Source organism: Streptomyces sp. NPDC001544, assembly GCF_042894285.1.
Taxonomy (GTDB): domain Bacteria; phylum Actinomycetota; class Actinomycetes; order Streptomycetales; family Streptomycetaceae; genus Streptomyces.
Map to the genome: position 1 here is coordinate 87138 of NZ_JBIAVN010000009.1, position 12993 is coordinate 100130.

At 70.5% G+C, this 12993-nt stretch carries 9 protein-coding genes; 7 read left to right on the plus strand and 2 right to left on the minus strand.

Annotated elements, in window-relative coordinates; translation table 11 throughout:
- Nucleotides 1–30: 30 nt before the first annotated feature.
- Both ACFY0F_RS23025 and ACFY0F_RS23030 read right to left on the minus strand, forming a co-directional pair.
- On the minus strand, nucleotides 31–1368 hold the full coding sequence (locus ACFY0F_RS23025; RefSeq protein ID WP_388797300.1) for a 6-phospho-beta-glucosidase: 1338 nt from the start codon (nucleotides 1366–1368) through the stop codon (nucleotides 31–33).
- Nucleotides 1365–2129, minus strand: coding sequence for a DeoR/GlpR family DNA-binding transcription regulator (locus ACFY0F_RS23030; protein WP_388797303.1), 765 nt, complete (start codon nucleotides 2127–2129; stop codon nucleotides 1365–1367). The genes ACFY0F_RS23025 and ACFY0F_RS23030 overlap by 4 nt, the downstream gene beginning before the upstream one ends.
- 128 nt (nucleotides 2130–2257) lie before the next feature.
- On the opposite strand from ACFY0F_RS23030, the gene ACFY0F_RS23035 reads away from it, so the two are divergent.
- From ACFY0F_RS23035 to ACFY0F_RS23065, 7 genes are read left to right on the plus strand one after another with little or no spacing between them, the layout of a single operon-like run.
- Nucleotides 2258–3277, plus strand: coding sequence for a carbohydrate kinase family protein (locus ACFY0F_RS23035; protein ID WP_388797306.1), 1020 nt, complete (start codon nucleotides 2258–2260; stop codon nucleotides 3275–3277).
- A 51-nt stretch (nucleotides 3278–3328) separates the two neighbouring features.
- The gene (locus ACFY0F_RS23040; protein WP_388797309.1) at nucleotides 3329–4615 is read left to right on the plus strand and encodes an ABC transporter substrate-binding protein; all 1287 of its coding nucleotides are present in this window, start codon (nucleotides 3329–3331) and stop codon (nucleotides 4613–4615) included.
- A complete protein-coding gene (locus ACFY0F_RS23045; protein WP_388797312.1) occupies nucleotides 4615–5577 on the plus strand; it encodes a carbohydrate ABC transporter permease in 963 nt (320 codons plus the stop codon). The genes ACFY0F_RS23040 and ACFY0F_RS23045 overlap by 1 nt, the downstream gene beginning before the upstream one ends.
- Nucleotides 5578–5590: 13 nt before the next feature.
- Nucleotides 5591–6454: a carbohydrate ABC transporter permease gene (locus tag ACFY0F_RS23050; RefSeq protein WP_388797315.1), complete on the plus strand. Its 864-nt coding sequence runs from the start codon at nucleotides 5591–5593 to the stop codon at nucleotides 6452–6454.
- Entirely contained in the window at nucleotides 6451–9390 is a 2940-nt protein-coding gene (locus tag ACFY0F_RS23055) for a glycoside hydrolase family 2 TIM barrel-domain containing protein (protein ID WP_388797318.1), read from the plus strand. Before ACFY0F_RS23050 ends, ACFY0F_RS23055 begins: the two co-directional genes overlap by 4 nt.
- 33 nt (nucleotides 9391–9423) lie before the next feature.
- On the plus strand, nucleotides 9424–11274 hold the full coding sequence (locus ACFY0F_RS23060; protein WP_388797321.1) for a LamG-like jellyroll fold domain-containing protein: 1851 nt from the start codon (nucleotides 9424–9426) through the stop codon (nucleotides 11272–11274).
- Nucleotides 11275–11301: 27 nt separating this feature from the next.
- The gene (locus ACFY0F_RS23065; RefSeq protein WP_388797324.1) at nucleotides 11302–12972 is read left to right on the plus strand and encodes a PHP domain-containing protein; all 1671 of its coding nucleotides are present in this window, start codon (nucleotides 11302–11304) and stop codon (nucleotides 12970–12972) included.
- Nucleotides 12973–12993: the final 21 nt, after the last annotated feature.

The window sequence follows — 12993 nt, forward strand, 5'->3', positions numbered from 1 at the left end:
AGCGGATGGAAAGCGCTTTCCGGCGAGGGTCTACCTAAGGTACGCCAGGCCCGGGTGGACCTCCGTGTAGCCCTTGACGAGCCTGCGGGCCACGTTCACGGAGTCCACCAGCGGGTGCAGCGCGAAGGCCTTCTCGGCTGTCGCACGGGAGCCGGACTCGGCGGCGGTGAGCACCTCGCGCTCGACGGCCTTCACCGCGCAGACCAGGCCGGTGGCGTGGCCGGGCAGCGGGTCGACGGCGACCGGGTGCGCGCCGTTGGCGTCCACCAGGCACGGGACCTCGATGACGGCCTCGGAGTCCAGCACGGACAGGGTGCCGCGGTTGCGGACGTTGAGGATCAGGGTGGTCCGCTCGTCGCGGGCGATGGCCCGCATCAGGGCGAGCGCCACCTTCTCGTAGCCGCCGGAGAGGTCGTCGGCGTCACGCTCGCCGGCGCCCGCGGTCTCCCGGTTCTCGGCCATGTAGGTCGCCTCCCGTTCGGCGCGGGTGCTGTCCCACGTCTTCAGGGCCGCGGCGTCCGGGTTCGCCATCTCCTCGTAGAAGCGGGCCTGCTGGTCGCGCAGGAAGGCGCCGCGGGTCCGAGCGGCGGCCTGGTAGGCGCGTACGGCCTCGCGGTTGAAGTAGTAGTAGTGCAGGTACTCGTTGGGGACGGCGCCGAGCGACTGCAGCCAGTCGACGCCGAAGAGCTTGCCCTCCTCGAACGAGCCGAGCAGGTCGGGGTCGGCGAGCAGACGGGGGAGTTCGTCGCGGCCGGCGACGCGCAGACCCCGGACCCAGCCGAGGTGATTGAGGCCGACGTAGTCGATCCACGCCTCCTTCGGGTCCGCGCCGAGCACCCGGGCGATGCGGCGGCCGAGGCCGACCGGGGAGTCGCAGATGCCGATCACGCGGTCACCGAGGTGGCGGGACATGGCCTCGGTGACCAGGCCGGCCGGGTTGGTGAAGTTGATGACCCAGGCGTCCGGGGCGAGACGGGCGACGCGCCGCGCGATGTCGACGACTGTAGGCACTGTTCGCAGACCATATGCAATCCCGCCCGCGCCGACCGTCTCCTGCCCGAGCACCCCCTCCGCGAGCGCCACCCGCTCGTCGTTCGCCCGTCCCTCCAGGCCTCCGACCCGGATCGCGGAGAACACGAAGTCGGCGCCGCGCAGGGCCTCGTCGAGGTCGGTCGTCGCCGTCACCCGGGGCGCGTCGGGCACCTCCGCCGCCTGCTCGGCCAGCACCCGGGTCACGGCCGACAGCCGCCCGGCGTCCAGGTCGTGCAGCACCACCTGCGTGACCCGGCCCTCGGCGCGGTCCGACAGCAGCGCACCGTACACGAGCGGCACCCGGAACCCGCCGCCGCCCAGAATCGTCAGCCTCACCCTTGCACCTTTCCTGCCACGACCACCTCGACGTCCGACTCCTCCAGCGAGGAGCGGGTCGCCGGGTCGACCGGCGCGTTCGTCACCAGCACATCCAGGTCCTCGGGACCGCAGACCTTCGCCATTCCCGTACCCGGGAACTTGGCGGAGTCCGCGAGCAGGACGACCTTGTCACCGGCCTTGATCATGGCCCGCTTCACCGGCACCTCGACGACCGTCGTGTCCATCACCTGACCGCCCGGGCGCACTCCGCTGGTGCCGAGGAAGAGCCAGTCGGCGTGCAGCTGGCGCAGGTTGTCCTCGGTGAGGAAGCCGACCAGGGAGCGGTACTCGCGGCGCACCATGCCTCCGAGCAGCACCAGTTCGATGCCCTCGTCGTCGGCGAGTTCCTCGTAGACCACCAGGTTGCTGGTGATCACCGTCAGGCGGCGCCCGTGCAACTGGCGGGCCAGGCGGTAGGCGGTGGTGCCGATGTCGAGCAGCACCGACTGACCGTCCCGCACCATCGCCGCGGCGTACTCCGCTATCGCGTCCTTCTCCTGCACCCGCACCTCGGCGACCTCGGCGAAGGGCTGGTCGCCGTCCTCGACGACGGCGCCGCCGTGGACGCGCGTGAGCAGGCCGTCCTCCTCGAGTTTGACCAGGTCGCGCCTGACCGTGGCCGGGCTCACACCGAGCTGCTCGGAGAGATCGGTCACGGCCGCGGGCCCGCCGGAGCGCAGGGCCCGCAGGATGAGTTGGTGTCGTCGTTCTGCCAGCACGCCATGAACAGTACTCGTCATCTTCAATCATTTCTATGCTCGATTCTGCTCGGGTATTGACCAAACTCGCGGAGCAGCGCACGATTCCGGGCATTGAATTTGCAGAGCTCTGACGAGAGGACGGTGCCGTGGGCGACGACCGGCCCGATGTGCTGCTGACCGGGCTGCTCTTCTACGACCTTGTCCTCACCGGCCTGGGCGGACCACCGACGCCCGGCGAGGAGATCTGGACCGCGGGGATGGGCTGCGGTCCCGGCGGCATAGCCAACCTGGCGGTGGCCGCGTCCCGGTTCGGGCTGCGTACCTCGCTGGCCACCGTCTTCGGGGACGACTTCTACGGCGTCCACTGCCACGAGGTCCTCGCCGGCCAGGAAGGCGTCGACCTGACCCTGTCCCGTACGGCGGCCGGCTGGCCCACCCCCGTGACCGTGGCCCTCGCCTACGGCCACGACAGGGCCCTGGTCACCCACGGCCAGGAGCCCCCGTACTCGCAGGACGCTCTGGTGGGCGACCCGCCCGAGGCGCGCACGGCCCTGGTGCACATCGAGGCCGAACCGCACGAGTGGCTCGCCAAGGCCGCCGCGAACGGCACCAAGATCTACGCCGACGTCGGCTGGGACCCCACCCAGCAGTGGTCCGCCGACCTCCTGGACCAGCTCGCCCTGTGCCACGCCTTCCTTCCCAACGAGGCCGAGGCGATGGCGTACACCCGCACCGACAGCGCGGTCGCCGCGCTCGGCGCGCTCTCCGAACTGGTGCCGGTGGCCGTGGTCACGCGGGGCGGCGACGGGGCGGTGGCCGTCGACCAGACCACCGGCGAGTTCGCGGAGGTCCCGGCCCTCGGCGTCGACGTGCTCGACGCGACGGGCGCCGGCGACGTGTTCGGCGCGAGCTTCGTCGCCGCCTCGCTCGGCGGCTGGCCGCTCGAGGAACGACTGCGGTTCGCCGTCCTGGCCGCCGGGCTGTCCGTGCGGCACCACGGCGGCGCGCTGGCGGCCCCCGGCTGGTACGGCGTCGGCCGGTGGTGGCGCTCGCTGGCCGACCCCGGACTGCGGCGGGCGTACGGCTTCCTCGCGGACCGGCTGCCGGCCGACCCCGGCCCTCCCGTCGCACACGCCCCCGTCACCCCTCCCGCACGCCCGCACTGACCCCCGTACATCTGCGAAGTCGCGAAACGATTCCGAAAGGCGGTGGGAGCTTTGCGGCTCTCACGAAGGGGCCTGCTGCGCGCGGGCCTGGCCGGTACGGCCGCCACCGCGCTCGGCGGCCTGGCGTCCGGCTGTGCCGTTCCCACTGGTTCGACGGGCCGGAACATGGTCCTGTGGTACTGGGACGGCGGCCTCGGCGACACGGTCGTCAAGAGAGCCAAGGCCCGCTACGGCAACACGGTGGACCTGCAGGCCATCAAGATCGGCGGTTACTACCGTTCCAAGCTGATCACCACCATGGCCGGCCGGGCCCACGTCCCCGACGTCGCGGGCCTCAAGGGCGAGGACATGGCGTCCTACCTGCCCAACGCCGACCAGTTCGTGGACCTCCGCACCCTCGGGGCGGACAAGTACAAGAGCCAGTACCTGCCCTGGAAGTGGGAGCAGGGCATCGCCGACGACGGTTCGATGATCGGCTTTCCGATCGACTGCGGCCCCGTCGCGCACCTCTACCAGTACGAGGTCTTCCGCAAGGCGGGGCTGCCGTACGAGCCCGCGGACGTGTCGAAGGAGCTGGACACCTGGGAGAAGTTCTTCGCCGCGGGCGAGCGGCTGCGCAAGCACATACCGGGCGCCTCCCTGCTCACCGACGTGGGCAGCGTCTTCGACAACGCGGTGAACCAGGGCAGCAAGCGGTACGTCGACAAGGACCGCCACTTCATCGGCGACCAGGAACACGTGCGGCACGCCTGGGCGCTCGCCGTGGAGGCCAAGCGGCGGGGTCTCGTCTCGAACCTGGTGACCGGGACCCCGGACCAGCTCTCGGCCGTCGAGGACGGCAAACTGCCCAGCCAACTGGGCGCCTCCTGGGCGACCTACGACCTCAAGAACGGCGTGCCGAAGACCAAGGGCAAGTGGCGGGTCGCCGACATGCCCGTGCGGCCCGCGAACAACGGCGGCTCGTTCCTGTCGATCACCAAGGCGTGCCGGGAGCCCGAGCGGGCCTTCGAGATCATCGCCTGGATGCTCAACGCGGCCAACCAGGCGCAGGGTTACGTCGACGCGGGCCTGTTCCCCTCCACCCCCGCCTCGTACGGCCTGAAGCAGCTGCGCGAGCCGGACCCCTTCTTCGGCGGCCAGATCACGACGGACGTCTTCGGACCCGCCGCGCAGAAGATCGCCATCGCCTACAACAGCCCGTACGACATCGCGCTCGGGCAGCCCGTCAAGGACGAGATCAAGAACGTGGGCGTCCTCGGCAAGGATCCCCGAAAGGCCTGGAAGGACGCCATGAGCAAGTGCCGGCGCATCGCTCAGCACCTGGGGGTGAGCTACTGATGGCAGCCCTTCCCGCGCTGCAGGAACCTCCGGTGGTGACGGCGCAGACGGCTCCCCCGCGCCCCCGCGGCGGCCTGCGCGAGTACTGGCATCTCTACGCCGCGATCTCGCCCTTCTACCTGCTCTTTCTCGCCTTCGGGCTGATACCCGTGGGCTTCTCGCTCTATCTGTCCTTCCACCGCTGGGACGGCCTCGGCTCGATGGAGTGGGCGGGCCTGGCGCAGTACCAGTACCTGCTGGGCGACGGCGACTTCTGGCAGTCGATCGGGACCACGATCGTCATCTGGGCGCTGTCCACCTTCCCCATGATCGCCCTGGCGGTGGTGACGGCCGTCATGCTGAACTCGGCCGTCCGTTTCAAGAACGCCTACCGCATCGCCTACTTCCTGCCGAACGTCACCTCGGTGGTCGCGATCGCCATCATCTTCGGCTCGGTCTTCTCCACCAACTTCGGCCTGGTCAACGCCCTGCTGCAGGCGGTCGGCCTGGACCAGGTGGCCTGGCTGAACACACCGTGGGGCATCAAGGTCGCCATCGCGACCCTGATGACCTGGCAGTGGACCGGCTACAACGCGATCATCTTCCTGGCCGGTCTGCAGACGATCCCCGGTGACCTGTACGAGGCGGCGCGCATCGACGGAGCGGGGCCCGTGCAGACGTTCCTCCGGGTGACGCTGCCGCTGCTGCGGCCGACGCTGCTGTTCGTGCTGGTCGTCTCGACCGTGACCGGTCTGCAGAGTTTCTCCGAACCGCAGGTCCTGCTGCAGAACACCTCGAACGACTCGACGTTCGCGGGCGGTCCGGGGCACGCGGGCCGGACGATGGTCCTCTACTTCTTCCAGCAGACCTTCGACAACAACGACTTCGGCTACGGCGCGGCCGTGGCCTGGGGCATCTTCCTCGTCGTCATCATCTTCTCGATCATCAACTGGCGCCTGGTGCAGCGCCGGGGCGAAGACTAGGGAGGCCGTCACCATGGCATCCATCCAAGGCACGCGTCGCCCAAGGCCGGTCAAGGGGACCCGGAGCCGGGGCGTCGCACTGCACACGGTGCTGGTCGTCGGCGTACTGCTGTCGGCCTTCCCGTTCTACTGGGCCGTGATCATGTCGACGCACACGTCGTCGGAGATCTTCTCCTATCCGCCGAAGCTGCTGCCGGGCTCGCACTTCCTGGAGAACGTCCGCCATCTCTTCGACAGCATCGACTTCCTGGGCTCGATGTTCAACTCGCTGCTGGTGGCGGGCTCGGTGACCTTCCTGGTCCTGTTCTTCGACTCCCTGGCCGCGTTCGTCTTCGCCAAGTTCGAGTTCCCGGGCCGCAACGTGCTGTTCGCGCTGCTGATGGCGATCTTCATGGTGCCGACGCAGCTCCAGGTCATCCCGCAGTTCGTGATCATGGCGAAGCTCGGCTGGATCGGCTCGATGACCGCGCTGATCGTGCCCGCGGCGGCCAACGCGTTCGGCATCTTCTGGATGCGCCAGTACATGAAGAGCGCCATCCACGACGAGCTGCTCGACGCCTCGAAGCTCGACGGGGCGAACTTCATGCGGCAGTACTGGCACGTCGCGCTCCCCGTCGTCCGTCCGGGTCTCGCCTTCCTCGGCATCTTCACCTTCATGGGCCAGTGGAACGACTACGCCTGGCCCCTCATCGCACTCACCAACCCGGACAACGTGACGCTCCAGGTGGCCTTGTCCCAGCTCAACGGCGTGCACGGCACCACCGACTACGGAATGGTCATGTCCGGCGCGCTGCTCGCGCTGATCCCTCTGCTGATCGTGTTCGCGATCGGCGCCCGGCAGATGATCGGGGACCTCGCCAAGGGAGCGATCAAATGACGGATCCACTGCTCGCCCTGCGGCCCTGGGCGGCCCCCGAGGTGACCTCCTGGGGACGGCTGCCGATGCACGCCGTGGACCGGCGTCCGGGTGCGGTGTCCCTGGACGGGGAGTGGCGCTTCCAGCTGCTGCCCGCACCGGACGCGCCGCTCGCCGGTGCCTGGTCGTCGGTACACGTTCCCGGCGCCTGGACCCTGCAGGACACGGACGACCTGCCGCAGTACACCAACGTCCGTATGCCGTATACCGAATACCCTCCGCTGTCGCCCGCCGCCAACCCGACGGGCGTCTACGAACGTGAGATCGACGTCCCCGCCGAGTGGGCCGGGCGCCGGGTGGTCCTGCAGGTCGGCGCCGCCGAGAGCGTGCTGCTCGTGCATGTGGACGGACAGCCCGTCGGCATCTCCAAGGACTCCCACCTGGCGGCCGACTTCGACCTGACCGCCCTGGTACGTCCCGGCTCGACGGCGGTGCTGCGGCTGACGGTGGTGAAGTGGTCGGACGCCTCGCACATCGAGGACCAGGACCACTGGTGGCACGGCGGGATCACCCGGTCGGTGCTGCTGTACGCGACGGACCCGCTGCACTTGGCCGACGTCACCGTGCGGGCACGGCAGGACGGTGAGCTCACCGTGGACTGCCAGGTGCGGGACGCGGGGGGCGGGGCGCTGCCCGAGGGGTGGTACGTCAGCGGGGACCTCGACGAACAGCCCATCGCCCAGGACGCCGGGTTCGACCGGGTCAACGCCGCGGACGAGCGGGTCTCCGACTTCCTCGGCGAGGCGCGGCTGCGGGCCACCGTGCCCGAGGTACGCACCTGGAACGCCGAGCTGCCGGAGCTGTACGGCCTGACCGTCCGGCTGCACCACGCGGACGGCACGGTCGCCGACACCTACCGCCACCGGATCGGTTTCCGCGACGTGGCCGTCGTCGGCCGGGACCTGCTGGTCAACGGCGAGCGGGTGTTCATCCGGGGAGTCAACCGGCACGACTTCCATCCGCTGACCGGCCGCACGGTGTCGTACGACGACATGCGCGCGGACCTCGCCCTGCTGAAGCGTTTCGGCTTCAACGCGATCCGCACCTCCCACTACCCCAACGATCCCTCCCTGTACAACCTCGCCGACGAACTGGGCTTCTACGTCGTCGACGAGGCGGACATCGAGTCGCACGACCACGCCCATGAGATCGCCGACGACCCGCGCTACCTGAACGCCTTCGTCGACCGCGTCTCGCGGATGGTGCTCCGGGACAAGAACCACCCGTCGGTGATCATCTGGTCGCTGGGCAACGAGTCCGACTACGGAGCGAACCACGACGCGGCGGCCGGCTGGGTGCGGCGGCACGACCCCACTCGGCCCCTGCAGTACGAGGGCGCCGCCAAGCGCGGCTGGGCGGACCCGGACGTGGCCTCCGACATCGCCTGTCCGATGTATGCGCCGATCGAGGACTGTGTTGCGCATGCGTTGTCCGGCGAGCAGACGAAACCGCTGATCCAGTGCGAGTACTCGCACGCCATGGGCAACAGCAACGGCACCCTCGCCGACCACTGGGCGGCCATCGAGTCCACCCCGGGTCTTCAGGGCGGCTTCATCTGGGAGTTCTGGGACCACGGAATCCTGCAGCGCGTGAGCGATGGAAGACCGGCCGGGCGCGCGGGCGCCGGGCTGTATGCGAACGGTGTCGCCGCGCCCGGCCACCGCTGGGCGTACGGCGGTGACTTCGGCGAGAGCATCCACGACGGCGCGTTCGTCGCGGACGGGGTCGTCTTCCCGGACCGCACCCCGAAGCCAGCCCTGCACGAGCACAGGGAGATCGCGGCCCCGGTCCGTATCCGGTGCTTCCGGCACGAGGGGCTGGTGCTCGCCAACCATCAGCACTTCCGCGGCCTGGACTGGCTGGCCGCCGAGTGGGAGCTTTCCCTGGCCGACGGCCGGACCCTGACCGCGCCGGCCGAACTGCCCGATCTGCGGCCGGGCGAGACGGCGGCGGTGCCGCTGCCCCTGGAACTGCCGGAGGACGGCGGCGAGGCGTGGCTGACGCTGCGGGTGACGACGGCCCGGGACGAGGCGTGGGCGCCGCGTGGTACGCAGGTGTGCGCACCGCAGGTGCGGCTGCGTGCGGCTGAGCCTCCGCCGACCCCCGAGCTGCCTGCCCCGGCCGCCTCACGGCGACGCGTCGAGGTCGACGCCGAAGGCCTTCTGATCCATCCGCTGCTGACCGCGGCGCCCGCCCTGTCCCTGTGGCGGGCCCCGACCGACAACGACGAACTGGGCGGCATGGCGCGGCGCTGGCGGACGTGGGGGCTCGACGCCCTGGTCCGCAAGCTGGTCTCCGTGGACCGGGCGGACGGCCGGGTGAGCGTGCTCGCCGAGTACGCCGGCACCGTCGGCGTCATCCGGCACCGGCAGGAGTTCACGCCCGTCGAGGGCGGCATCCTGGTGGCGGAGTGGGCCGAACTGCCGGACGGCTTCGACGACGTGGCCCGGGTGGGGTCGGTCTTCGAGACGGTGGCCGGCCTGGACCTGCTGGAGTGGTTCGGGCAGGGCCCCTGGGAGTCCTACCCGGACCGCAGCACCGGTGCGCCCGTCGCCCACCACTCAGCCCCCGTCGACGAGTTGTTCACCCCGTACCTGCGGCCGCAGGAGAGCGGCGGCCGGCACGGAGTACGGCGCTTCACACTGTCGGCGCCCGACGCCACCGGACTCGCGGTCGAGCTGGACGAGCCGCGCCAGGTGTCCGTCACCCGCTACCGCGCCGAGGATCTGGCCGCCGCCGCCCACCACGACGAACTGGTGCCGCGCCCCGGGTGCGTGGTGCACATCGACGCGGCGCACCGCGGCCTGGGCACGGCGTCCTGCGGGCCCGACACCGCGCCCTCCTACCTGATTCCCGCGGGTGTCCACCACTGGAGCTGGACGCTGCGCGTTCTCTGAGTTCCCCGGCTTCACCATCCTCACGGAGCACACATGTGCAAGACGCATGACCACCCCCAGGGCGAGGCCGCGCAGGCCGGCGCCGGCAGACGCAGTTTCCTCAGGGCCACCGCGCTGCTCGGCGCCGCCGCCACGGCAGGGGTCGCGCTGCCGGCCGCCGAAGCCGAGGCGGCCACGGCGCCGGCGGCCGGTCGGCGTCCGGACCCCGACAGCCAGCGCTTCACCCTCGCCGTGATGCCGGACACCCAGTACCTCTTCGACGGCCCCAGCATCGACAAGGCGCCGGTGGAGGCGTCCTTGCGCTATCTCCTCGAACACGGCAGGGACGACAACATCGTGTTCCTGTCCCACCTCGGTGACCTCACCCAGAACGGTGCGAAGGACGAGTTCGCCGCGATCGGCGCGGCCTTCGGGATCCTCGACCGGCGGGGCGTCGGCTACAGCGTCCTGGCCGGCAACCACGACGTGAACTCGTCGACGGACGACCAGCGCGGCTCGACACCGTACCTGGACGCCTTCGGGCCGCAGCGCTTCAAGGGCAAGCCGACGTTCGGGGGCGCCTCTCCGGACGGCTACAACACCTACCACCTGTTCAGGGCCGCCGGGCGCGAGTGGATGGTGCTCGCGCTGGACTGGCGGCTGTCGGCGAAGGGGTACGCCTGGGCGAAGGACGTCCTCGCGCGGCACCCGAAGACGCCCGTCGTCCTCACCACGCACGAACTGGTCGTCGAGGACGACTCCCTGTCGGCCTACGGGCAGCAGCTGTGGGACCAGCTGGTCGAGGACCACGACCAGATCTTCCTCACCCTGAACGGCCACTACTGGCCCGCGGGCAGGGCGACCCGCAAGAACGCCGCGGGCAACGACGTCCACCTGCACCTGACGAACTACCAGAACCGCTACTTCGGCGGCGCGGCGATGATCCGCCTCTACCACTTCGACCTGGACCGGAACGTCATCGACGTGGAGACGGTCTCGCCGTGGATCCTGGGCCGGGCCGCCAAGGGCCTCAACGAGCTGGAGCGGCAGGAGATGGAGCTGAGCGGCGACGCCGACCGCTTCTCGGTGGAGATCGACTTCGAGAAACGTTTCGCCGGGTTCGCGCCGGTCCCGGCCCGCCCGGCCCGCCCCGCGTCCCGGATGCTGATCCCCGGCACGGTCGCCTACTGGCGCTTCGACGGACACGACGACGGGACGGCGGTCGGCGGCACCGTCCGCGACCTGTCCGGGCGCGGCAACGACCTCACCCTCGTCACCGTGGCGAGTGGCGCACTGAACTGGTCCGCCGACCACCACCCCGACCAGCCCGGCCACGGGAGCCTGGAGTTCCAGGGCTACAAGTCCCCGCTGAAGGGCGCGTACCTGAGGACCGTCGACGGCGCGCCGCTCAACAAGGCCACCTTCGCGGACGGTTACACCATCGAGGCGTTCTACCGGCTGCCCGCCGACTGGGACCCCGGCCACAACGCCTGGTCCGGCATCGTCAGCCGCACCGGCACGGGAGGCGCCGCCGGCAAGACCGCCGACGACCCCGACGAGCCCCTCGCCACGCTGTCGCTGTCCAACGACCGTGAGCCGCAGTGGGCGATGCGCCCGCTCAACCAGCAGGGCATCGCCACCAACTGGGGACAGGAGACCCCGCTGGAGACCTGGTGGCACCTCGCGGTCGTCAACGACGGCACCCACACCACTCTGTACGTCGAGGGCTGCCCGGTCGTCCGCAACCCGAAGGCCTCCGCGGTCGGCATCACCTCCGTGGGACTGCCCTGGCTGCTCGGCGGCTACGAGTACGCCGGGAAGATCGACCAGATCCTGCACGGTCGCCTCGGTGACGTCCGGATCGTCGCGCGGGCGCTGCCCGTCACCTCCTTCATGACCCACTGACGCCCTCGAAGAGGACTCCTCACGATCATGACCGAGCAGCAGCTGCCCGACTGGGCCGACCCTGCCGTCTCCCCCGCCTCCCTCGACCCCCAGGGTGTGTCCCGTCGCCAACTCCTGAGGCGGGCGGGCCTGTTCGGCGCCGCCTTCGCCCTCGGTCCGGCGGCGACCCCCGCGCTCGCCTCCGCACAGCGCGGTCTCGGCGGCGACGATCCGCGACTCGCCTTCGTCGTCGGCGACCACCACGTGCACTCCGTCTACAGCCACGACGCGAAGTACACCTTCTCCCAGCAGGCCAGGGCTGCCGCCAAGTACGGCCTGGACTGGATGGTGTTCAACGAGCACTCCAACTTCGGACACGCCCAGTACGGCGCCGAGATGGAGCACAAGGAGATCCTCAAGGCCCGCGCCGAGAACCCGCGCCAGCTGATCTTCCAGGGCCTGGAGTGGTACATCCCGGCCGCCGAGCACTGCACCGTGTTCGCCGCGCCCGGCCCGCACGAGGTGGACCTGCTCACGCGGTTCGAGCTCGCCTACGACGGCAAGCTGCTCGGCTACACCGAGGGCTCCGCCGGAGCCACCGACACCGCCCGCAACGAGGCCCACGCGGTCAAGGCCATCCAGTGGCTGGCGGAGCAACGCCGCACCGGGTACGTCGATGACGTCCTGGTCCTCGCCAACCACCCGCTGCGCCTCGGGATCGACTCACCGCACGAGATGCGCAACTGGCGGGACGCCGCCCCCGAGATCATGATCGGCATGGAGGGCGCACCCGGCGCCCAGGGCGCGGCCATCCCCGGCTGGGGCGGCCCCACGGCGATCCGCGGCGAATACCAGAACAGTCCGTCCGCGCAGTCGTGGCCGGGCTACCCGACGGGCGCCTACCTCACCTACGGCGGCTTCGACTGGGCGACCGCGACCGTCGGCGGGCTGTGGGACTCGATGCTGGCCGAGGGCCGGCTGTTCTCGGTCACCACCAACTCCGACAACCACCGGACCGTCTTCGACACCTGGAAGAACGGTGACTGGCCGGCCGGCCGGAACTTCGACAACACCGGCAGGCTGCCCGACCCGGTGAACACCGACACCCCGCAGCCGGGCAGCGACTTCTGGCCCGGCGAGTTCAGCCGCACCCACGTCGGCGTCACCCGGTACGGCTACCGCGCCGTGATGGCGGGGCTGCGCGCGGGCCGAGTCTGGGTCGACCACGGGCATCTGCTGGACGGGCTCGACGTGCGGGTGAAGCGTGACTGCGACGCCGGACGGGGTGTCGCCCTCGGCGGGCGGCTGCGGGTCCGCAAGGGCGAGAAGATCACCCTGTACGTGACGGTGACGACCGCCTCCCGGGCCAACCCACGGGGAATCCTTCCGGAGTTGGCCCATGTGGACGTGATCCGGGGTGCCGTGCGCGGCCCGGCAGCCGACCGCGACACCTGGAAGGCGCCGGACACGAAGGTCGTGCACGCCAAGGACGTGTCCGGCCGCAAGGGAACGTACACCCTGTGCTTCCCGCTGGCCGTCGGCGAGGAGTCCTTCTACGTGCGGCTGCGCGGCAGCGACGGCAACCGGCACGGGACCGGCTACCTGGGCGCGGCCGTCGACCCGCACGGTCCGGTCCCCCACGAGCTCGGGAACGGCGACCCGTGGGCCGACACCTGGTTCTACTCGAACCCGGTCTTCGTCGACGTGGTGGGCGCCTGAGACATCCGGGGCATCTGAGGC